The following is a 22,567-nucleotide window of genomic DNA, read 5'->3' as shown; positions in this document are numbered from 1 at the left end:
CTTTCCTGCTCCTACAATACCAAATCAATTGTTAACTGAATGTTAACTTTCAGCAATTTGTGGAAATGATAGATAAAAAGTCGATCCTTGATTCTTTGTACTTTCAACATAAACAAATCCCTTACACAAGTCACATACATGAGAAACCACTGACAAACCGATACCATAACCATCTTGTTTTAACCCATTGATTCGATAATTATGATTAAAAATAGCGGCATGAACTGCCTGATCGATTCCTTTGCCATGGTCTTTGATCTCAACGATCACACTGCCTTTTTGATTATTGACGGAAACTTCAATCGGTTTGCTTTCGCCATATTTGATGGCATTGTCCACTAAATTTGAGACAGCTCGATAAATCCAGCGGTTCTTTCCTAAAATCAGCGTTGAATCAACCTCATCAAAAGAAAAGATCAAATTAGGATAACTTTTACGGTAGGTATCGCAAACCTCAGCACAGATCAAAGAAACATCGACAGACTCACTCATCGCTTCTTCCGTGCTATTTGAAAGTGTCAAAATATCATCAATACTATCCGTTAACCGATCCAAAATATGTAGATTACTCGTTTCATTTTGCTTCAATTCTAAATTAGCTCTTAAAATGGCAATGGCATTTTTTTGTTCATGTGTCAGATAGCTGCTAAGCCTTTTATAATCGCTTAGATTCCCATCGAATTTATCTTTTAATTGCTTAAATGCTTTGGCAACTGACTTATCTTCGACTTTTTCTTCTGAAAATTTTTCTAAAAACTGTAAATCATGAATGATCGAAACCATTTGCTTGGTATAAATCCGCCGTAAAACAACCCACAAAGTCATAGTCAAAATTAAAATAGCTGAACAAACCACTAAAATAATCATCGGTAAATACTTTAATAAGCTATTTAAATAAATATCATCCAGCGCTTGTGTACTAACCAGTTCAGAGGCCTTAAGCTCAACTGTTGCAGTAGGTTGAGCAATGGTTTCATTGGCATCATTCACCACGTACACAGCAGAACCGATCGACTGGCCTATATTTAGTGAACGCCAGTTACTTTTGACTGCAAAAAAACCACCACTGATAATCAAAATAACAAAAAAGGCAAAGGTTAAAACGGTTAAACTGATTTTTAAATTTACTCGCATAATTGATATCCTTTCGCTCGAATCGTTTTTAGTAAGTCTTTTCCAGAGGCTTTGGCAAGCTGTTTTTTTAAACGTGCAAGATGGACCCGTAGCACAGAAGAAAATGGATCAAAGTTCTCATCATACACATGTTCAGCTATTTCTTCGGTGGAAATCACTGCTGGATATTTTTGGGCAATACACAGTAAAATATCAAATTCTTTCGGCTTTAACACTACTTCAGAATTTTCATAACGAACAGAGCGTTTCACCGGATCGATCATTAACGAACCAATCTTGATATGTGGCGAAGTTCGACCATGGAAACGTCGAACAACTGCTCGAATACGAGCAACCAATTCTAATAATTCAAACGGCTTGACTAAATAATCATCTGCTCCAAAATCAAGCCCTTTTGCCCGCTCTTCAATCTCATCTCTAGCTGTAATAATAATAATTGGACTATCTATATCCGATTCTCTTAAAAAGTTTAGGATCGATAGCCCATCTTTATCAGGTAAGTTCAAGTCTAATAAAATTGCGTCATATGTATTTACATAGGCTTTCTCTTCGCCAGTCACACCGGAAAATGCTAGGTCTACCGAAAATTTTTCCCGTTCTAATCCTTTTTGTACAGATAGCGCTAATTCACGATTGTCTTCAATAATTAAAATTCTCATCTATTCCGTTCCCTTCAAAAAACTGATCTGTGCTCAATAGTTATCTCATAAGATACTATATCTAAGAATGCTTTGTCTATGATTCATTTTTTAAACAGATATAAAATAACAAAAAAACCAGTAATTATACTTGATAAATTCAAATACAATTACTGATTTTTTGGTTTTAAATACTGTCAACTTATTTTAAAATACTGGCTACTTTTGTCGTGATCAAGTCAATTGCGACATGATTTTCTCCACCTTCTGGAACAATCACATCTGCGTAACGTTTCGTTGGTTCGATGAATTGATGGTACATCGGTTTGACCACAGTCAAATACTGTTCAATAACAGAGTCTAAGGTTCTTCCACGCTCTTCCATATCCCGTTTGATTCTGCGGATGATACGGATATCGTCATCCGTATCCACATATAATTTAATATCCATCAACTCTCTTAAACGGATATCTTCCAAAATCAGAATCCCTTCTAAAATAATCACTTCTTTTGGTTCTTGGATAATAATGTCCGAACTCCGCGTATGCGCAACATAATCATATACTGGTTTTTCAATTGACTCATAATTGATTAATTGTTTTAAATGATCGATCAATAAATCCGTATCAAAAGCGAATGGATGATCATAATTTGTCGCTAATCTTTCTTCAAAGCTCAGATGACTTTGGTCTTTATAATAAGAATCTTGCTCCAACATCATGATCGAATGATTTGGGAAATGATTGAAAATCGCCCGACTGACACTAGTTTTCCCACTGCCTGAACCGCCAGTAACACCAATCACGATTGGTTGAGTATTTTTCATTCAACGAAACCTCTCTCTTATCTGTAATAGTCATAATATCCTTTTTCTATTATAATAGAAAAGAGCCAGAAAGCTACAATTTTATCTATTTATTTTTTAAACTTCTTCGTTTATTAGATAGGTTTATCAGAAAGGAAAAAGTAGGATGACAATTAGAGTAATTCAGCCCCTTCAAGCACCTCACTATGACTTATTATTATCAGCTGATCCGAATAAACAGTTAGTAGACGATTACATAAAACGCGGCTTGTGTTTTGAACTTATTTTTAATAACACTGTAGCAGGTATTTTAGTCTTACTTCCTACGAGACCAGAAACACTGGAAATCGTCAATATCGCTGTATCTGAAAGTTACCAAGGACAAGGTCTTGGTGAAAAACTGATTCAGTTTGCCTTAGCTTACGCCACAAATCATTCTTATAAAACAGTAGAAATCGGCACCGGTAGCACTAGTTTGGGGCAGTTATATCTTTATCAAAAATGTGGATTTCGTATGACAAGCATCGATCGTGACTTTTTCCTTCGTCATTATCAAGACGAAATTGTCGAAAATAAGCTTGTATTGAAAGATATGGTTCGATTAAGCATCGATATATAAGCATAAAACAGCGACCACGAGAGTTGTTCAAAACTCGTAATCGCTGTTTTTCATGGTGCTAATACATTAAAAATTTCATCTAAACGACTGATTTCATAAGTAGGCTGAATATCAAGCGTCGCTGGTTGTTTTGATGGATTCAACCAAAGAGTCTCAATATTCGCTACGTTACCGCCTTTGATATCAGAAGCAAGTGAATCTCCAATGATCAATGTTTTTTCTCGATCAAAGCTAGGAATTCGTTCAAAAACATAATCAAAGTATTCCTTCATCGGCTTTTGATAACCTACTTCTTCTGAAACAAAAATGTCGTTGAAAAACGTGGTCATTTTTGAATCATTTAACCGCTGATATTGCGTTTTAGCGACACCATTTGTCACAATATATAAGTCATAATCCGGTTGAAGTCGTTCGATAATTTCTTTACTGTTCCCTAATAAATCATGACCTTGACTTAAATGATAGCGATATTGCTCACCCATTTTTTTCCCATCAACATTTTTATTCAATTGAGCAAATAACAGACTAAAACGAGTATCGGTCACGGTCTTTTTATCTGTTTTTCCTTGCTCAAATTCACGCCACAACTGAATGTTGATTTTTTTATAAGTTGCTTCTATTTCATCAGTCAGAGTTAGCTCTTCTTCTTGAAAAAGTGCTTGTAAGGCTTTTTTTTCTGTTAATTGAAAATCTAATAATGTATCGTCGACATCAAATAATAACGTTTTAAATTTCATGTTCCACGCTCTTTTCTTTTTTATGGATAGTAAAATAAGGCAATAATGCCTGTAATTCTGCCTGGTTTAAAGGACGGTATGCTCCTAAACTAAGTGTTGGATCTAGCTGGATCGGACCCATCGATAAACGTTTTAAGTACATCACTTTTTTACCTACAGCTAAAAACATTTTTTTGACCTGATGAAATTTCCCTTCAGTGATATCCAAATAGGCACGACTCTGATTTTTCTCTGATGATAGAATCACCAGCTCTGCCGGCTTACATTTTTTTCCGTCTAAAAAAACGATCCCTTCAGAGAATGCTTTACAATCAAGCAACGTCAACGGTTCATTCACAATGACTTCATAGCGCTTTGAGACTTTTTTATGCGGTAATAGTAATTGGTACCCTAACTGACCATTATCTGTTAACAGCAACAACCCTTCTGTATCACGGTCCAACCGACCGACAGGATATAAGCCTACTCTTTGATCATTGACACTGATTAAATCGATCACTGTTTGGTGCTGGGCATCTTTGACGGCAGTCACAACACCATTAGGCTTATTCAGCATGTAATACACATGTGTGGTTTGCTGAATTTTTTTATCACCAACAAAAATATCTTGTAACGCTGCGTCTACATTTAAGCTCTCACTCATAATGATCTGTCCATCAACTGTCACTTGTTTACTGCGGATTAAGGCTTTGACTTTTCTTCTAGAGCCGATTTTTTCTTGTTCCAATAATTTATCTAAACGCATTTCTTTTCCTCTTTTCAATTACTAGTTTAGTATAAATTCTACCGAATGAAAAGCAATCAAGATAATAAATGCACCGATATTTTGCTAGAGTAACCTTTAAGTAAAAATTAAAAGACTTCACTTCCCTTGACTTAACTTTGAATTCGCGTTATGGTTGATATAGAAAGTGAATAAGGTTTCTCAAAAACAGCGTAATGACCTGGGAGAGAATAAGATATCATATAGAATTTTCCCCTGGATAATTGTGCACAATTATTCGGGATTTTTTGTCTTTGCTGTCCTTTTTTGTAGGAGCTGCTTGTTCGTTTCACAAACGAACAGGAGAACTTTAGCTAAGTTACAGCTTTTATACGAAGTAGCAGTGAAACTCCTTTTTTACATTATTTTGCTTTTTGCAGATGACCAAATATACATTCATTTTGATTTATCAAGCTACACGAGCAGTCTTTCGACTAAGCGAACTCGTTTAGCTTTAAATTTAAGGAGGATTTTGGTTATGTCAGTATCATTAGAAGTTAAAGAAAGAGCTGTCCGTCCACGTTCCCTAAGAAATCAACTACGTCACACAGGTCAAGTTCCCGCCGTCGTTTATGGGTATGAAATTGAAAGTACACCTATTTCAGTTGATCAAAAAGAGTTAACTAAAATTTTACGAGATAATGGTGCCAATGCTGTAATCACAATGACTATTGGTGGTAAAAAAATCAATACGTTGCTGTTTAAAGCACAGTTGGACACGTTTACAAGTCAAATGAAACACGTTGAGTTTTTAGCTGTAAACATGAAGGAAACAACTGAAGTGGAAGCTGAAATCGTTCTTGTTGGTGAATCCGAAGGTGTGAAAGCCGGTGGTGAACTAACACAAAACTTATACAACGTTTTAGTTTCAGCTACACCAGATAAATTACCAGAACGTGTAGAAGTTGATATTACTAAACTTGCAATCGGTGACGCAATCACTGTCGCTGATTTACCAAAAGATAAAGATTATGACATCATTACTGATGGTGAAGAACAAATCTTGGCAATTACAGAAGCCAAAGCAGCGACTGAAGAAAGCTCAGAAGAAGCAGCTGAACCTACAGTAATCGGTGAAAAACCAGAATAACTGGTTGCCTAAATATATAGTTAAAGAGGATGGGACAGAAGTGTTTAACTCCGAGAAATAAGAAGGAGTTGCTTCTGCTCCCACCGTTTATTCGGATTCCTTGAGGCTGGGATGTAACTCATAGAGTTATAGCCCGGCCTCTTTTTTGCAACAATTAAAAGAAGCCTTATTCTAAGCAATATACTTGCTTTCTTTATGAAACATGACAGAAGCGTGTTTTAATCAAATAAGGTATACTATTGGTATTAGATAAACAAAGGAGGTCAATAAAATGGTTGAAAGTTTTGATAGTGAACGTAGTCGTTATGCTTCTTTAGGTGTGGTTGAAAGCCTGCCTGCAGCTTTGATCGACAGTATCTGGCTGATTATTGATTTAGATTTAAAAGGCGTTATCCCACTTACAAATATGCTGTATTTTGATTTGATCGATAATGGCGGAAAAGTAACTGTTCATTTCTCACAAGAAATCAGCGACGTTCAAATGGCCGTTGACTTACCTTTCCCTTATTCTGAAGATTATCCATCGCAAGTTTTTGCTTTTGATGATGGCAATAAAGAGACAATTTTATTGCCAGCTGAAATGTTGGAATAGCTATAGTGTATTCTCTAATCAAACAAATAAGTTCCTCCAGCTTACTCTTAACGACTTGGCTGAAGGAACTTATTTGTTTGTCTTTAATTATCTAACGAACGTTGCTTATTTTGGAACATCTTCTAGCGTCCAGATTAGATTTCCCTCGTATGAACCTATTTTCATTTCAGGGGTTACTTCTAAAAAGAGACCTGAATCTTTCCCATAATCTATATCGAATTCTTTTTGGCTGTTATCTGCTTGCGTCTTTCCACTGTAAATAGAAATTGCTTGACCATTTTCTAATCTTTCCATCTCAGAATCAGCACTTTTTTTGAAAAAAAAGTGTGTACTTAGCTGATTATTTTGGGTTTTATCAATTAGCGACACCGTTAAGTTAAATTGCTTATTGGGCCCTCTAAAATCGCCTACTTTAAAGGATTGCATTTCCTTGGGTTTGATATATGTCTTTTGATTCGGAATTTTGATTGTACCAAAATCTGATTCTATAGGTGCAGAGGTAAATTGTAGAATACCAAAGACTTCGATCGATAAGCCAATTACATTTGATTGATTTCCGTACTCATCCGTTACATACAGCGTAGCACTCATCTTCCCCGTAACAACGTCTATCATCTTCACGTCTATTTCAAAATTTTTCCCTTCACTATTTGTTGCACCTTTGTCAATTACCTGATTTTGTTTATTGTACGCTAAATGCAACGTATAGCCGTAATCCTCTAGTTCATCTAATTTAATATTTCCTTTAAGATGAAGTAAATTATCCGCAGCATCGACAGTCAGAGTTGTAGCAGCTACCGATAATAGTGGTGCATTCAAGTGCTTATAATTTAAGATCACTTCATCCGTTGTTTTCTCTAACACATGATTTTCTAAATCAATAGTACTTGGTGTGTAGGAAACTAATTTATGGTTGGTTATTTTAGTTGATATTTTCATTTTTTGTGTGAGGAATTTTTTCTCCACGCTATCTGGAACATCCGCTATTGGTTTGCCATCCAAATGATGTTTGATACTTATTGAGCTATTAAAATTGATTTTTTCTTTTGCCGTTGCACTTGAAACAACGCCATTCAAATTTCTTTGTGCAGTTGTTTCAAAATTATAATAACCTACTTCATCTAAACTCGAAGGGTCTATTTCTTTTGAATAGTCAATTTTGTACTTCACCTTAAACTTATATATATTATCATAGAAACTTGCTTGCTTCAGCGCTTGAGCTGTAGCTTCTATTTTTATTTCATTCTCTGCCACTTTAACATTAAAGTTTTTAGAGGCATTCTTATCTTGCATATCCTTAATTTCTATCGAATCATAGGATAACTGGCCTTTTTCCAGTGGAATTGTTACACCATAATTCTTATAATAGTTATTCACACTATGCTTATAAGGAACGGTTTGAACAAATTCTATATCAGCAGTTGTATTTTTTGAATCAACAACTTCCAATTCAGACTCTATTCCTTCTAATTCGCTTGTTTCAATATCTGTTTTTGCGGCTCCGTTATAATATAAACCAACAGCAGATGAATAAGTTGAGGGTTTACTTACTTGCAAGGTGATTGACTCTCTCTTAGGAAACAAGACTACCGCTTCAAATTTTGGATCGTTTGGATTTGGCGCAGGTTCAGATCCAGTAAGATATAGACCAGCTTTTTTATTTTTATCATATATCAAATAAGTTGGTGTTTTTGAGACAACACTTTCTAATGAAGTATTTACAATATATATACTTAAATTTTCATCTATATTTTTATAGTCCATGTACTGTCCGATAGCTATCGGTGTATTGGTTTTAGAAATAAAAAATTCATACTTAAGGTTAGAGGTAACATTTTTAGACGTATTGAAAATCCAATCTAAAAAGTTGCTCTCTGTCACACCAAGGGTAAACTTTTCCGATTTACTGTTCTTGCTTACAGACACCTTAGTATCAATAGACTTCCCATTATAGAAGCCGACATTTGTTATTCTAACGCTCCCAGTGGAGGTCACACTAGAAAAATCAACATGGTCCTTTTCAAGTTTCGCCCCCCCTGTTAGGTCTATGGCCTTCGTATTACTGGTATGTCTCATAAAAAAACTATTTTCTACTGGTATGGTTGTTTTATCAATATTTTTCCATTTTGGATATTGATCTAGCCACCCAAGTAAAAAAGTTCGAGATGTCGCGTAGTCATCTGATGACTCCGCCTTTGCAAGTACTGTACCTAATGAGCAGCTAACAAAGATAATCAATAAACAAACGACTTTTTTTACTTTCCTCACTGTAATTCCTCCTGTTAAACGCACTGTTCTATTCAAAAAAAATTGCTTTAATTTAACGTTATTCACTCTTTCTTTGGTCACTGCGCGATAATCGCTATAGTGAAATACCATTCTATAAATGATTCCTATGTAAAATGGAGTATTCGGGTATCTTACAAAGAGAACAACTTTCATTATATTGCGCTACACACTGCACTTCAATCTATTTTTTTCTCTTTTTATATTCAGTTTTTTTCCAAAAAAAGATAATTCATTTTTTATAAAAATAAAAAATGAATTATCTTTGCTAGTTTTATTGTGTAGTAACTTGATTGATCTACTCATTTCTAACGTTCTACTTCTCTATCTTAGCACCTTGATCGTTATTTAAAAGATCAACTCTTTAAGCCATTTTTTTCGCAATAAACGAGTAAATAGCAATACAGATTACAGCACCGATCAGTGCAGATATAATTGGAAATCCTCCGATAATTGGACCGAAATTTCCTAATAGCATCGTTCCTACCCAACTACCGATAAATCCGACAATGATATTCCCGATAATACCGCCTGGTACATCTCTACCTAAAATTGCTCCGGCAATGGCGCCTAGCACACCACCGACAATTAATGACCAAATAAAACTCAACATAGTAATCTTCCTCCTCGTAATATGCAATTACTGACTATTGTAATGTACGTGTGCTGTTTTCTTGTTGTTTCTCGTTTTCGTTATCATCTTTTTTCTTGTTTTCAAATTTTTCTGCATATTGTTCTTTTGACATGACATCATCTACATTCATGTTAAATTCAATAACATCTAAACCAGTCATATTTTTCACTTCATCTGCAACTTTTTTAGTTGCTGTATCAAATACTTGGGCAATATTTTTTCCATACTCCCCGATAACATCTAAATCGATTGCTACTTGTTTTGTTCCAACTTCTGCACTGATGCCTTTCGTCGGATTGTTTCCATTCGTAAATTTGTCGGTCAAGTTTGTAATTGCATTTCCGCTTAATCCCAAAATACCAGGGATTTCTGATACGGCGATACCAGCAATTTTTTTCACGACTTGATCGTCAAATGTTAATTTAGTTTTGATGCCATTTGCATTTGTTCCTTCAGTTGTGTTTCCATTTGCTTTGTTATCCATTTCTTCTCAACCTTTCTGATTTTGATTCAATTTATTTTTATCTTTCAAAAAAAGCTTGTATAGAAGCTAAAATTGAAGAGATAGAGCGTTTTTCATCTTGCGTTTTACCAATAAAATAACCTGCTCCTGTTAAAACGACAAGTAAAACTGTTTTCCAAAATCCAATTGTCATCAAAAGAATCGCAATGAGGACCGCTAAAATCGTAAAGATAATTTGATTGCGATAAGGAGCGAAAGTTTTTAATTTTTTCAACCTACTTCCTCCTTTAAACTACACGAGACTCTTTTTTGCTGTTTGGCAATAAAGAGGATTCTGCTTTTTTCTTTTTGAAAATAACTTTTGTTTTGTGCGTCTCGACCATAGCCATTTTTTGCAAGGCTTGCGGGATCTGTTCTTGAATTTGTTTTCCTCGGCTTATAAAATGTTGTTGTTGCTCATCTGCAATCGTCACTTCTACATCTGCTGTTTGGCTCTTGGTCAGTCTTATTTTCACCTGTGCATTCTCACTATCGACGATGTCATGTATTGATGATTTCGCAATAGCTTCTAGTGTATTGAGCGGCAGATTTACCTGACCTGTATCTTTTTTTTGATGTATTTGCTTTTTGGTGATCGGTTTGAATACAATGATCAAAAACAGCAGCAGCAGTATTGCTAATAAAGCAAAAAGAACAATCTGGTAAAAATAAAACAACCCATCAGATTGAAACAGCAAATCGTTGAAAAACGTGCTCACAACGCCCAAATCCGTCATCTGTGAATACAACCCGACAACTCCAAAAATACCGGCTATTAACAATAAAGAAACAAGTCCTTTGATTACTCGCATAGTTTTTCCCTCCAACGTTGTTCGGACTATTACAAAAGTTTTCTCTTATCTATACATTTTATGTTAAACGCATTTTCCAACAATTACAAAAGATACGCACAGTCAAAATGGGCTGTCCAGTTTTTTTCTTCCCTTGATTGTTCTCTAGTTTCTTGCATGAATCCACTTTGTCAGTATTTTTACTATAAAAAGAGCGAGTTGCACTTAAGGGAATTTCCCTTAAAACGCAACTCGCTCTTTTATTTAACTATTAATCGACATAAGCTAAACGATATGAAACTGTTCTCCCAAAAGGAAAAACTTGCAGTTCTTTTAATCGATCTGCTTTAAGATATCCGATTGCTCCTTGGTATAGAGGTAAGACAGCGGCATCTTTTTCAATCAATGTTTCTTCTAATTCTTTTAATTTATCCCAACGTTTTTCTGGCTCATTTGCTAATGTGATTCTTGCATCATTCAACCCTTTATCATATTCAGGATTGTTGTACCCTGCTGTATTCAACCCACTCTTAGAATCATAAAATTCTAAGAAATTGATTGGATCAGCATAATCTGGCGTCCATGTACCAAAAACTAAATCAAAATTACTAGCTGTTTGTAAGTCCAAACGATTTTGTAATGGTACCGATTTTAAGGTAACTTTTAAGCCTGATAGATTTTGTTGTAATTGTCCTTGCACATATTCAATCGTCTTTTTCGCCAAAGCTGAATCAGCTGAAAGTAACTCTAACTCGATTTCGTCTTTGCCTAATTCTTTCTTCGCTGTTTCCCAGCTTTTTTGAGCGGCTTTCAAATCATATGGCAGAAAATCACCATTTTCTTTACGGAAGTCTTCACCATTTTCTGGATCTTTGGCAAAATCTTTTGGTACAAAACCATTGATAGCGGTTGAACCATCTCCTAAAATTTCTTTAGCAAACGTTTCTTTGTCGATGGCTTGTAAAATTGCTTTACGAACATTGACATTACCCGTTACTTCTCGTTTATGATTAGGACTTAAATACCCCACCATAGCCTTAGGTGTAAAGTGTGCTTGAGGTGAATCTTTATATTGTAATGCATAAGTATCGGCTAAAACAGTGTAATCTAAGTCACCTGCATCAAACAAGTTCGTTCCAGTACCGATTTCTTTGACTACTTGAACATCGATTGTATCCAGTTTGACATTTTTTTGATCCCAGTAATCTTTATTTTTCGTTAATTTCCAGTTTTCTGTGTTACCATCCCAACCAGAAATCACAAACGGACCATTGCCAACAAAATTATCTGCTGAAGTTCCGTAAGCTTCCCCTTTTTCTTTAACAAGTTTTTCGTTTTTAGGCATAAATGGTGTGCCAACTAACACTTGAGCTAAATAAGGAATTGGGTATTCTAACGTCATTTCTAGCGTTTGATTATCGATCGCTTTCACACCGAGCTCATCTAATTTCGCTTGTCCTTCGCGTATTTTCCGACCATTTTTGAACACATCCATTTGGTTGCTGCTGCTTGAGCCAAAGCTTGGATCGACAACATTTTTAAAAGCAGACACAAAATCACCCGCTACGACTGGATCACCATTGCTCCATTTTGTCTCTTTTAATTTAAATGTGTAAACTAATCCATCATCACTAACTGTAGGTTCACTTGCAGCTACAGCCAATTCAGGATCATGATTTTTATCCATACGATACAGGCCTTCCACAACTTGACCAATCATGTCAGAGCTGTAAACATCTGTGTAGTGAGCACTGTCTAGTGTTGACAGTTCTCCTCCGGAAGCGACTTTAATGACCTGGGTTTGTGCTGTTTTGTTCCCGTCTTCTTTTTCCTTCGTTGAACTTGTCTCGCTATTGCTATTACATGCCGCTAACAATAGACTTGCCGCCAAAACAAAAACACCTAATCTTTTCTTCATTATACAATTCCTCCTCTTTTTTAAAGCTGAACAGAACGCTATCTTCCTAAGCAATTTTGAAACTCAACTTACCGTCATTTTTTGGCGTTCAAGTGAGTTATCTAATTACCGTGGAAGTTGTTCTGTAAAGCTAAATAAGTTATAATTCTTTGACTACATAATGAAAAACAGCCATTTCTTGTTCTAAATACTCATAGGCAAAATCGGGATGCCACTGGACACCTAAAAATACTAAGCTAGGATCGTTGCTTTCTACCCCTTCAATGATGCCATCTTCACTGAGTGCTGTAACTCTTAACTCTTTCGCCAATTTCTTTACTGCTTGAAAATGAAAAGAGTTAACAGTCGTCGCTTCCCCGTATATGTCACGTAAAATGCTGTCTGCTTCTGTTTGAATCTGATGCGTTGGAATTTCTCTAGATACCGGCACTTGCATGTGAGCAATTTTTTGCTGGTTCAAGCAGCTGATATCTTGGTACAAACTTCCGCCAAGAGCTACATTGACTAGCTGTAGACCACGACAAACTGCAAAGATTGGTTTTCCTTGTGCAATTGCTTCTTCAATCAAAGTCAGCTCAAATTGATCGCGTTCGTTAGATAGCTCCGCCTCTTCAACCTGAATCGTTTCGCCATACAGGGTTGGTGAGACATTTTGCCCACCAGCTAGGATCAATTTATCGATCTGGGTAATGTATGCTTTTGCCAATTCAGGAGAACCGACTGGTAAAACCAACGGCAAGCCGCCAGCGCTTTGAACAGCTTTTACATACCCGCAAGGAGTGTAACTGATTGGTAAATGATATAATTTTGCTCCTGCATCCTCGATTTCATTTGCTGCAATGCCAATAATCGGCCGCTTCAATCGCCACCACTCCTTTTTACTTTCCGACAATAATTGTACATAGTTTATCAGATATATACGCAAAAGGATAGTACTAAAAGGGGCAGTGCGATAGTTTCTACCTATCACAATTTACTTACTTTTTAAAAGGAAATAACTATTTTCATTTTAACTCAACTTTGCTGAATCAGTAAGTTTTATGCTTAAAGAATGGTATTTTCTGAATTTTCTAAACAATTCATTGTTGACAAGGGTAAAAACTGATGGTAAAGTTAGAAAAAACAAAGAACAGAAGAGTACCTTTATTTTTTCTTGAAGAGAGTCTTTGGCTGGTGAAAAAAGACAGAAGAATAAAGCGAACCACATCTGGGAGTTAACTTTTTGAACAAAAAGTAGAAAAGTTCGGGAATGCCCGTTATAGCATTTGAAGTCTATGACTTCATGAGGTTGTCATTGTGAGATGATAACGAAAAAAGGTGGAACCACGAATTTTACGTCCTTTGGCTTAATTGCCAGAGGACTTTTTGCTATTCATCGCTACGACTGGCTTCGCCAGAGTAGATGATGAATAGTACTTGGCGACCAACGGGAGAGAAGTTTCCTTACTAGTGAATTACCAAACGTCTTACATCTCGCAACAAATAGAAACTAACAGTTAAAAAAATCCCATCAGCCATTCCAATAAAAACCAAAACACATAAACAGAACAAGTAATCACCGACTATTTCCTGACAGAGACTTTTTTATTCGCTGAGAAAAAAAGCTGGAAACCTTTGATGAACACATCTGTTTCAGTCATCTTCTGAATCAAGTAAGAAGCTGCGGCCTTCTCCGTTATCAGAAAAGAATCTTTAGTCACACTAGAGATTTCATGAGGTTAATACTGCGAGGTATTAACAAATTGAGGTGGAACCACGATTATTTCGTCCTCTTGGCAGATTGCCAAGAGGACTTTTTTGCTTTCTATCTACAAAAAAGGAAAAATTTAAAAAACTGGAGGAAAAAATATGAACTACATTTTAGAAATCATGCCGGCTTTATTAGACGGGGCACTTATGACATTGAAAGTATTTATCTTTACACTATTGGGCTCGATTCCACTTGGGATTTTAGTTGCTTTTGCTTTACAGACACATTTTAAACCTTTGAATTTTCTGATCAATATCTATATTTGGCTAATGCGAGGAACGCCATTATTATTACAGCTCATTTTTGTTTTTTACGGTTTGCCTTTGATCGGGGTCGTCTTTGAACGTTACGATGCAGCTTTGTTTGCTTTTATTTTAAATTATGCAGCTTATTTTGCTGAAATTTTCCGGGGCGGGATTCAGTCAATTCCAGAAGGTCAATATGAAGCGGCTAAAGTTTTACGTTTAACACGCTTTCAAACAGTCTCAAGGATTATTTTACCTCAAGTAATCAAAGTCGTGTTACCTTCTATCGGTAATGAAGTGATTAATTTGGTTAAAGATACTTCGTTGATTTACGTACTTGGTTTAGGGGATTTATTGAGAGCCGGAAAAATTGCGATGAGCCGGGATGTCAGTTTATTGCCATTAGTTTTGGTGGGCGTTATTTATCTACTGTTAACCGCCGTGTTGACTTTGGCTTCAAAAAAATTGGAAAAACACTATCAGTATTATAAATAAAAGGAACCTTGTAACCATATCTAGCTTTGTGGGCTAGCTCTTCGGGAAAAAGATAAATTATGCTTGAGGCAAAAAGCACCTCATTCATAATTTCCTATTTTCCTGTCAGAGCTGGNGGGCTAGCTCTTCGGGAAAAAGATAAATTATGCTTGAGGCAAAAAGCACCTCATTCATAATTTCCTATTTTCCTGTCAGAGCTGGACGAGCCCGCTGCGCTTTTAAATTTAGGAGGAAAATTATGTTACTAATAAAAAATTTAACCAAAAGCTTCGATGGTCGTCGCATCATCGATCAATTGAATTTAGAAATCAAAGATGGTGAGATCTTAACAATCGTAGGGCCTTCTGGTGGTGGGAAAACAACTTTACTACGTTGTTTAGCTGGGCTAGAGACAATTGATTCTGGTGAGCTGCTTATGGATGATGTGCCTTTCAATCCTGTTGAAATGGATAATGCCGACCAGGTCGTAGGAATCGTATTTCAAGATTTTCAATTATTTCCGCATCTTTCAGTACTAGATAACGTTACGTTAGCACCTATCCTGGCTTTGAAGCAATCTAAAGAGTCTAGTGAACTAGAAGCTGTCGATCTACTAACCAAATTTGGTTTAGGCGGAAAAGAAAAGCTTTATCCTTATCAATTATCTGGGGGTCAAAAACAAAGAGTCGCACTTGCTCGAGCTCTTGCAATGAAACCCAAAGTATTAGGCTATGATGAACCAACTAGTGCACTTGATCCCGAGCTTCGCCAACAAGTCGAAGAAGTGATTTTAACACTAAAAGCGCAAGGTATGACTCAAATCGTGGTGACGCATGATATGAATTTTGCTGAAAATATTGCTGATAACTTACTAACAGTGTCACCTGTTCAGTAGAAAGGACACGTTCTATGAAGAGAAAAAACTATCTAATACTCACCATCGCTAGTTTATTGGTTATTTTATCAATTATAGGCTGCGGCAGAAAAAAAACTGACACCGATCAATGGTCGCGAATCAATTCTGAAAAACGAGTGATCGTCGGCTTAGATGATTCTTTTGTACCGATGGGCTTTCAAAATAAAGCTGGCGAAATCATCGGTTTTGATGTTGATTTAGCTAGAGCAGTCTTTGATTCATATGGAATCAAAGTTGATTTTCAACCCATTGATTGGTCGATGAAAGAAAACGAACTGCAAAATCAAACCATTGATTTAATTTGGAATGGCTATTCTAAAAGCGCTGAGCGGGAAGAGAAGGTCTTGTTTAGTGATGAATATATGAAAAATGAGCAAGTCGTGGTTTCTTTAAAAAAGAATAATATCAACAGCTTTACAGATATGAAAGGAAAAATTTTAGGTGCTCAAAATGGTTCCTCTGGTTATAACAGTTTTGAAGAACAGCCTGAGATTTTAAAAAATTTAGTAAACGATCAGACCGCCATTTTGTATGATGGCTTCAATGAGGCCTTTATGGATTTAAAATCTGGTCGTATCGACGGATTATTGATCGATCGGGTTTATGCAAATTATTATCTTTCACATGAAGATAATTTAGCAGATTATTCCATTGTCAGCGGTGCTTTTGAAAGTGAGGCGTTTGCTGTCGGATTACGGAAATCGGATAAAAAATTAGCAGAAAAAATCAACAATGCTTTTGAACAACTCAGAAAATCTGGTAAACTAGCTGCTATTTCTAAAGAATGGTTCGGAGCAGATGTAACTAAGTGAGCAGTCACTATCAAAAATAAACGCCAAAAAAGCCGTTAGCTATTCGTCTAATGGCTTTTTTGACGTTATTCAATTAACTCAAATATTTACTTGCTACATCAACCAATCGTTTGGTTTGATCTTGAATCGCTGCTTTGACTTCATCAGCTTTCAACATATTGCCTTCACCATCGATTGAAGCACTTGTTCCATAAGGATTCCCGCCAGCTGCAAAAGTCGATGGGTTTACATACCCTGCTGGAACAATAATGGCACCCCAATGTTGCATAACCGTATAGATTCCTTGAATCACTTGTTCTTGTCCGCCATTTGGATTTTGAGCTGAAGAGAAAGCCGTAACAAATTTATTCGCTAATTTACCTTGCGCCCAAAGTCCACCTTGCAAATCAAAAAATTGCTTTAATTGGCTTGCCATTACACCAAAACGTGAAGGTGAAGAGAAGATATAGGCATCTGCCCATAACAGATCATCACTGGTAACTTCTGGAATATCAGCACTTGCTTCCACATTTTTACGCCAAGCTGGATTTGAATCAATCGCCACGTCTGGTGCCAATTCGTGTACCTTTCTCAAACGAACTTCAGCGCCATTTGCTTCGGCTGCTTCTTTAGCCCATGTTACCATTTGTGTACCAGTCCCTGTGGAACTATAATATGCAATTAATAATTTTGTTGTCATGATTTTTTCCTCCAATAACGATTGTTTTCTTATCTACATTTACATACTAACAAAAAGTAAGTGAATCAACAACTTATTTGCTTACTAAAAATAAGTGTTGCTCAATATCCTATTTTAAAGATGTCTTATTCGTTAAAAAAAGGTGTGAGACAAAAGTAAAAACCACTTTTGTTTCACACCCTAAATTCGAATAAACGGTGTCATCAGAACCACCCTTTCTTCTTATCTATAACTATTGACTTTACTTTCTCCATCCCAAACTGACATACCTTCTGATACAGAAATTACATTATAGCCATAATTCTCAAGAAAAGAACACGCGTGTTCAGATCGAACACCGTGCTGACAAATAACGTAATGGGGTTGCTCCCGATCGATTTCTGACATTGCTTCCGGTAATGTGGACAATGGATAATTCTTAGCAGTCACAATATGTCCTTCAGCAAATTCTTCTACTTCTCGAACATCAATGATCGAAACTGGTTCATTGACTGTTAATTCAATTAACTTTTTTAATTCCTTGACCGATACTCTTTTCATCTTATCTATTATTCCTCCTGCAGCTTTTTCAGCCACCTGATTACTGCTTCTTAATTCCGTAATCAGTTAATTCGTCTCATTAGCAGTATACCACTGTTCCTTCCCACTACAACATTTTACGCTCTTTTTGCGACTTTTATTAAAAAAGACTTACTTCAAATTATCTTTGAAATAAGTCTTAACTCGTTTATTCTTCTATACCGTTTGCTGCAATCAATTTTTTATACCAATAAAATGACTCTTTTCTAGAACGAGCCAACGTTCCATTCCCTTGGTCATCCATATCGACATAAATAAAACCATATCTTTTTTTCATTTCACCTGTTCCAGATGAAACCACATCAATACAGCCCCAAGGGGTATAACCAATCAAGTCAACTCCGTCTAACTCGATCGCATCTTTCATTGCAGCAATGTGCTTGCTGAAATAATCAATACGGTAGTCATCTTGGATGGTGCCGTCTACTTCTATCTTATCAACTGCGCCAAAACCATTTTCTACAACAAATAAGGGAACATTATAACGATCATATAATTTACATAAAGAAATCCGTAGACCTAGAGGATCGACAGCCCAACCCCAAGCTGATTCTTGTAAATAAGGATTTTTGACCGCTGGCATTTGATTGCCACCAACATACTTTACCTCATCCGGATTAGAAGCAGAAACAGTTGACATATAATAACTAAATCCAATGTAATCAACCGTGCCCGCTTGAATGATTTCATCGTCACCCGCTTCTTTTTTGATTACAACATTTTCCCGTTCAAATTCTTTTAGTTTATGAGCAGGATAATAACCTTTGACCTGTACATCGATGTAAAATTCTTGCTCACGATTAAATCGGATCGCCTCCATAACATCCTCTGGATTACAGCTCAGCGGATAACTTGGAATATATGCTACCATCATGCCAATCTGAAAATCAGGATTGATCTCATGACCTAATTTAACTGCCTCAGCACTTGCTACAAATAAATGATGGGCGGCTTGATATTTCGCTTGTTTATCATTTTGATGGATCCCTATTTGCGTCCAGCTACGTAAAAAATTGATTTCATTAAAGGTCATCCAATATTTTACTTTGTCTTTATAACGTTTAAATAATGTTTCACAGAAAAACAAGAAATAATCGATTACTTTTCGACTTGACCATCCATCCAATTCATCGGCTAAATACATCGGAATGTCAAAGTGATTAATTGTAACAATCGGTTCAATCCCGTAACGTAACAATTCATCAAAAACCTTATCATAAAAGGCTAAACCTTCTTCATTGATTTCTGTCGTTCCTTTGGGGCAGATTCTAGCCCAAGCGATTGAAAGTCTGAAACACTTAAAACCCATTTCTGCAAATAACGCAATGTCCTCTTTATAATGATGATAAAAATCGGTAGCTACATGACTTGGGTAATACTGTTCAGGATCGATATAACCCACTGCACCTTCTGGTAAAGTAGCATCTCTCGTACAAGTTTCAATTTTACCTTCTTTGGTTTTGTACGTGATCATTCTAGGACTTGTATGGCTGCCACCTGTAATTGCATCCAGCGTACTTAGTTCTTTACCACCGGAAAGATAGCCACCTTCATATTGGTTAGCTGCTGTTGCGCCACCCCATAAAAAATTTTCAGGAAATACTGATTTGTTCATTAATTATTTCTCCTTGTCCAATAGTTTCGCTGCTGCTTCATCTAGAATAACAGTTAAATGAGGGTGCATTTTCAAAATAGAAGCAGGTATTTCATCAGTGATTGCGCCTTCAATAAACGCTTTCATAATTTTGGCTTTCTTTTCACCACTCGCAAAAAGAATCAAGTGTCTAGCATTCATTACACTTCTTGGTCCCATTGTAACATAAAAATCAGGTGTTTCAGCACGATCTTCAAAATGCGGAGCGATTCGTTCTTTCATTGCATCATCGCAGTCAACCTTCGTTGTAAAGTCATTAAAACTTGTTGTACTTGGTAGATTGCCACAATAGTGACCATCCGCACCGATTCCCAGTAAAATCGCATCAAGACCACCAGCTTCGGCTATCCGTCGATCCTGGTCTTCATAATTTTCTCCATCTAACACGTGGATTTGTTCATCTGAAATAGCTGCTGGTGTAAAGTATAATTCTCTCAAATCACCAATTGTCACCCCTTCGCGACGTCCTGATTTATAAGGGATTTCATCAAAATTATAGTAATGAACATTATCAAAATAGTCCTTATCTCTCACTTCAGCAACTAACTTTTCATACATACCAATCGGCGTCGTCCCTGCCGTGATCGCCAAATTCACTCGTTCATGCCGTTGAAACATTTCCCCAAGCAGCATCTGTGCGGCAACTTTACTTAATTCATCATAATCCTTCGTTAAAATAACTTTCATAATACTTCCTCCTAAATTTAAAAGCGCAGCGGGCTCGTTCAGTCTCGTAGAAAAATAGGAAAAATTGATTGAGTCGCTTTTTGTCTCACGCCATTTTTATCTTTTTTCATAGAGACTAGCCCGCGGAGCTAGATATGGTTAAAAGCTGAAAGGGCTCGTTCAGCTCTGACTGGAAAATAGAAAATTATGAATGAGGCGCTTTTTGCCTCAAGCGTAATTTATCTTTTTCCCGAAGAGCTAGCCCGTGGAGCTAGATAATATACGGTAACAAAGTTCCGCTTTGCTTCACCTTGTACTTTTCAACATCAATTCACTTCATTCTTCGTTTCATTCTGCTTCAATCATTCCATCACTAAATTGACTTCGTTTCTATCATGTGTCAAACCAGGCACAATTGTAATCAAAGTCTCTTCTTCCTGAACCTGTTTTTGATCGTCCATTGCTAAAACAGATAAATAATCATCTGAATTAGTCACAACCACAATCACACTTATGTCATAACCCGCTTCACTAATTTTTTCACGATCAAATTGCAGTAATGGCGTTCCTACATGAACAGCTTGACCTTGCTTACACAACAACTCAAAATACTGCCCTTCCAATGCCACTGTATCTAATCCCACGTGGATCAAAACTTCAATTCCTTCTTTTGAGGTCAAACCGATAGCGTGTTTTGTCTTAAAAGCAATTGTCACTACCCCTTCCACCGGGGACACGATTCGATCTGTCTCAGGCATAATCGCAATTCCCTTTCCAACTAATTCTTTTGAGAATGTTTGGTCAGCAACATCCCCGATAGGATAAACAGTTCCAGAAACTGGTGCGTTGATAACCACAACATCCTGTTCCTTTTCTACAGTAGGTATATTCAATGAACTCCTTCTTTTTTCCGGACTATCCTCCATTTTCATCACGCTTTTCGCTAGTAAAAAGGTAATGGCAAAAGTAGCAATCACCGTTACGATCAAGGCAATAATAAATCCTATTGCTGCATCATTTAAAAAAACTGGAATCGAAAGAATACTTGGCATTACCGGCGCCATTGATTTAGCTCCCAAAACCGCCCCAACGGCACCACCGATTCCACCACCTAAAGATGCCCCGACAAAAGCTGCTTTATATTTTACTAAAACACCATATAAAGCAGGCTCAGTAATTCCTAAATACCCGGAAACTGTGGAAGACAAAGCCACTTGCTTCATCTTTTTATTTGAAATCAAAAAGTAGACAGCTAATGCGGCTGTTGCTTGAGCCATCGTGCTCATAAAATTCATTGGCCCCATTGTCGAATAACCATATGTTGCGATTTGTTGCTGCGTAATTGGCCGAATTGCATGATGCATCCCCATTAATACAAGCAATGGACGACTTGCGCCAATAACGAAACCTGATACTAGCGGAGAAAATTTAATCAGTGCTTCAATTCCTTGAGCAATGTATTCTCCTACGTAAAAGCCGATTGGAGCCAAAACCACTAGCATCACTGGCACCATCAAAATCAACGTTAACAACGGGGTAAAAATCACTGTTACCATACTAGGTATCACATTTTCAAAGAAACGATACACATGACTCAACAGCCAGACAGCTAAAATAATCGGTAAAATTGAACTACTGTAATTTACGATTGGAACAGGTAAAAAACCTAAAAACTGAACATTGGTCAATTCTCCAGCTATTGCAGCATTGATCAGAGTTGGATACATCAATACGCCCGCCAAACTTAAAGCCATATATTCATTTGTCTTAAATCTACGAGCACTACTCACTGCCAATAAGAATGGGAAAAAATAAAACATAGCATCACCAGTCATATTCAACACAAACATCGTACCACTTTCAGGGTTCACCCAGCCTAGGCTCGTTAGCATGAATAAGAAACCTTTCAACATTCCGCCACCGATGATCGGTGCCAAACTTGGAACCAAGATAGCGGAAAGCGTATTGATTAAACGGTTTAATAGCGAATCTTTTTCACCTTTTGGAGCTTCTTGACTGGTATGATCATCTAAACGAGGGACAATTTTGATAATCTCGGCATAAACCTTCCCAACTTTCCCACCAATGATCACTTGATATTGACCACCTTGTCGTTGAATACCCATGACTCCATCAAGTGTTTCAAGATCCTTTGTTTGAGCTTTAGACTCATTTTTCAAATTAAATCTTAATCGCGTAACACAATGAGTTAAGCTGCTGATATTTTCTTCTCCACCAACCAACAAAATGATTTTTCCAGCTAAATCCTGCATATTTGCTCCT

General features: G+C 36.6%; 23 protein-coding genes and 2 other annotated features. Of the genes, 6 read left to right on the top strand and 17 right to left on the bottom strand.

Going from position 1 to position 22,567, the window contains the following annotated elements; all coding sequences use genetic code 11:
• Positions 1 to 42: 42 nt before the first annotated feature.
• The 3 genes from RV15_RS08435 to udk form a co-directional block, all read right to left on the bottom strand.
• Positions 43 to 1,134 carry a sensor histidine kinase gene (locus tag RV15_RS08435; protein ID WP_071877619.1) on the bottom strand — a complete coding sequence of 364 codons (1,092 nt, stop codon included), beginning with the start codon at positions 1,132 to 1,134 and terminating at the stop codon, positions 43 to 45.
• Complete coding sequence (locus RV15_RS08430) at positions 1,125 to 1,793, bottom strand: response regulator transcription factor (protein ID WP_071877618.1); 669 nt, start codon at positions 1,791 to 1,793, stop codon at positions 1,125 to 1,127. Before RV15_RS08430 ends, RV15_RS08435 begins: the two co-directional genes overlap by 10 nt.
• Positions 1,794 to 1,974: 181 nt before the next feature.
• Positions 1,975 to 2,598: a uridine kinase gene (gene udk, locus RV15_RS08425; protein ID WP_071877617.1), complete on the bottom strand. Its 624-nt coding sequence runs from the start codon at positions 2,596 to 2,598 to the stop codon at positions 1,975 to 1,977.
• 145 nt (positions 2,599 to 2,743) lie between these two features.
• On the opposite strand from udk, the gene RV15_RS08420 reads away from it, so the two are divergent.
• Complete coding sequence (locus RV15_RS08420; RefSeq protein WP_071877616.1) at positions 2,744 to 3,196, top strand: GNAT family N-acetyltransferase; 453 nt, start codon at positions 2,744 to 2,746, stop codon at positions 3,194 to 3,196.
• Between the two features lie 50 nt (positions 3,197 to 3,246).
• On the opposite strand, the gene RV15_RS08415 is transcribed toward RV15_RS08420, so the two are convergent.
• Both RV15_RS08415 and RV15_RS08410 read right to left on the bottom strand, forming a co-directional pair.
• Positions 3,247 to 3,933, bottom strand: a complete 687-nt coding sequence (locus RV15_RS08415) for a YjjG family noncanonical pyrimidine nucleotidase (RefSeq protein WP_071877615.1) — start codon at positions 3,931 to 3,933, stop codon at positions 3,247 to 3,249.
• Positions 3,923 to 4,678 (bottom strand): 16S rRNA pseudouridine(516) synthase, encoded by a 756-nt coding sequence (locus RV15_RS08410; RefSeq protein ID WP_071877614.1) that lies wholly within the window; start codon positions 4,676 to 4,678, stop codon positions 3,923 to 3,925. Before RV15_RS08410 ends, RV15_RS08415 begins: the two co-directional genes overlap by 11 nt.
• 496 nt (positions 4,679 to 5,174) lie before the next feature.
• Here RV15_RS08410 and RV15_RS08405 point away from each other — a divergent pair, with 496 nt between their 5' ends.
• Both RV15_RS08405 and RV15_RS08400 read left to right on the top strand, forming a co-directional pair.
• Positions 5,175 to 5,786 carry a 50S ribosomal protein L25/general stress protein Ctc gene (locus RV15_RS08405; protein WP_071877613.1) on the top strand — a complete coding sequence of 204 codons (612 nt, stop codon included), beginning with the start codon at positions 5,175 to 5,177 and terminating at the stop codon, positions 5,784 to 5,786.
• A 271-nt stretch (positions 5,787 to 6,057) separates the two neighbouring features.
• Positions 6,058 to 6,378 (top strand): DUF960 domain-containing protein, encoded by a 321-nt coding sequence (locus tag RV15_RS08400; protein ID WP_071877612.1) that lies wholly within the window; start codon positions 6,058 to 6,060, stop codon positions 6,376 to 6,378.
• 105 nt (positions 6,379 to 6,483) lie between these two features.
• On the opposite strand, the gene RV15_RS08395 is transcribed toward RV15_RS08400, so the two are convergent.
• From RV15_RS08395 to RV15_RS08365, 7 genes are all read right to left on the bottom strand, one after another.
• Positions 6,484 to 8,646 (bottom strand): hypothetical protein, encoded by a 2,163-nt coding sequence (locus RV15_RS08395; protein WP_139242995.1) that lies wholly within the window; start codon positions 8,644 to 8,646, stop codon positions 6,484 to 6,486.
• Positions 8,647 to 9,028: 382 nt separating this feature from the next.
• The gene (locus RV15_RS08390) at positions 9,029 to 9,277 is read right to left on the bottom strand and encodes a GlsB/YeaQ/YmgE family stress response membrane protein (protein ID WP_071877610.1); all 249 of its coding nucleotides are present in this window, start codon (positions 9,275 to 9,277) and stop codon (positions 9,029 to 9,031) included.
• Between the two features lie 34 nt (positions 9,278 to 9,311).
• On the bottom strand, positions 9,312 to 9,782 hold the full coding sequence (locus RV15_RS08385; protein ID WP_071877609.1) for an Asp23/Gls24 family envelope stress response protein: 471 nt from the start codon (positions 9,780 to 9,782) through the stop codon (positions 9,312 to 9,314).
• 37 nt (positions 9,783 to 9,819) lie between these two features.
• On the bottom strand, positions 9,820 to 10,035 hold the full coding sequence (locus tag RV15_RS08380) for a DUF2273 domain-containing protein (RefSeq protein WP_071877608.1): 216 nt from the start codon (positions 10,033 to 10,035) through the stop codon (positions 9,820 to 9,822).
• 13 nt (positions 10,036 to 10,048) lie between these two features.
• Positions 10,049 to 10,612: an alkaline shock response membrane anchor protein AmaP gene (gene amaP, locus RV15_RS08375; protein WP_071877607.1), complete on the bottom strand. Its 564-nt coding sequence runs from the start codon at positions 10,610 to 10,612 to the stop codon at positions 10,049 to 10,051.
• Positions 10,613 to 10,862: 250 nt separating this feature from the next.
• Positions 10,863 to 12,509, bottom strand: coding sequence for a peptide ABC transporter substrate-binding protein (locus RV15_RS08370; RefSeq protein WP_071877606.1), 1,647 nt, complete (start codon positions 12,507 to 12,509; stop codon positions 10,863 to 10,865).
• 139 nt (positions 12,510 to 12,648) lie between these two features.
• Positions 12,649 to 13,371, bottom strand: coding sequence for a gamma-glutamyl-gamma-aminobutyrate hydrolase family protein (locus RV15_RS08365; RefSeq protein ID WP_071877605.1), 723 nt, complete (start codon positions 13,369 to 13,371; stop codon positions 12,649 to 12,651).
• Positions 13,372 to 13,625: 254 nt separating this feature from the next.
• Positions 13,626 to 13,854 (top strand) — a binding site (T-box leader).
• Positions 13,855 to 14,039: 185 nt separating this feature from the next.
• Positions 14,040 to 14,284, top strand: a binding site (T-box leader).
• A 73-nt stretch (positions 14,285 to 14,357) separates the two neighbouring features.
• On the opposite strand from RV15_RS08365, the gene RV15_RS08360 reads away from it, so the two are divergent.
• From RV15_RS08360 to RV15_RS08350, 3 genes are all read left to right on the top strand, one after another.
• Positions 14,358 to 14,999, top strand: coding sequence for an amino acid ABC transporter permease (locus tag RV15_RS08360; protein WP_071877604.1), 642 nt, complete (start codon positions 14,358 to 14,360; stop codon positions 14,997 to 14,999).
• Between the two features lie 238 nt (positions 15,000 to 15,237).
• Positions 15,238 to 15,873, top strand: a complete 636-nt coding sequence (locus RV15_RS08355; protein ID WP_071877603.1) for an amino acid ABC transporter ATP-binding protein — start codon at positions 15,238 to 15,240, stop codon at positions 15,871 to 15,873.
• Positions 15,874 to 15,887: 14 nt separating this feature from the next.
• Positions 15,888 to 16,706: an amino acid ABC transporter substrate-binding protein gene (locus RV15_RS08350; RefSeq protein WP_071877602.1), complete on the top strand. Its 819-nt coding sequence runs from the start codon at positions 15,888 to 15,890 to the stop codon at positions 16,704 to 16,706.
• Positions 16,707 to 16,779: 73 nt separating this feature from the next.
• On the opposite strand, the gene wrbA is transcribed toward RV15_RS08350, so the two are convergent.
• The 5 genes from wrbA to RV15_RS08325 all read right to left on the bottom strand — a co-directional run bounded on the left by wrbA (position 16,780) and on the right by RV15_RS08325 (position 22,557).
• Complete coding sequence (gene wrbA, locus RV15_RS08345) at positions 16,780 to 17,385, bottom strand: NAD(P)H:quinone oxidoreductase type IV (RefSeq protein ID WP_071877601.1); 606 nt, start codon at positions 17,383 to 17,385, stop codon at positions 16,780 to 16,782.
• 222 nt (positions 17,386 to 17,607) lie between these two features.
• Entirely contained in the window at positions 17,608 to 17,925 is a 318-nt protein-coding gene (locus tag RV15_RS08340; RefSeq protein WP_071877600.1) for a rhodanese-like domain-containing protein, read from the bottom strand.
• A 187-nt stretch (positions 17,926 to 18,112) separates the two neighbouring features.
• The gene (locus RV15_RS08335; RefSeq protein ID WP_071877599.1) at positions 18,113 to 19,579 is read right to left on the bottom strand and encodes a glycoside hydrolase family 1 protein; all 1,467 of its coding nucleotides are present in this window, start codon (positions 19,577 to 19,579) and stop codon (positions 18,113 to 18,115) included.
• Between the two features lie 3 nt (positions 19,580 to 19,582).
• Complete coding sequence (locus RV15_RS08330) at positions 19,583 to 20,305, bottom strand: glucosamine-6-phosphate deaminase (RefSeq protein WP_071877598.1); 723 nt, start codon at positions 20,303 to 20,305, stop codon at positions 19,583 to 19,585.
• Between the two features lie 341 nt (positions 20,306 to 20,646).
• Positions 20,647 to 22,557: a beta-glucoside-specific PTS transporter subunit IIABC gene (locus tag RV15_RS08325; RefSeq protein ID WP_071877597.1), complete on the bottom strand. Its 1,911-nt coding sequence runs from the start codon at positions 22,555 to 22,557 to the stop codon at positions 20,647 to 20,649.
• Positions 22,558 to 22,567: the final 10 nt, after the last annotated feature.

The sequence above is a fragment of the Enterococcus silesiacus genome, assembly GCF_001886225.1.
Lineage (GTDB): Bacteria > Bacillota > Bacilli > Lactobacillales > Enterococcaceae > Enterococcus_L > Enterococcus_L silesiacus.
The sequence above is the reverse complement of the archived record's forward strand: the minus strand, read 5'-3'. Positions and strand labels throughout refer to the sequence as shown.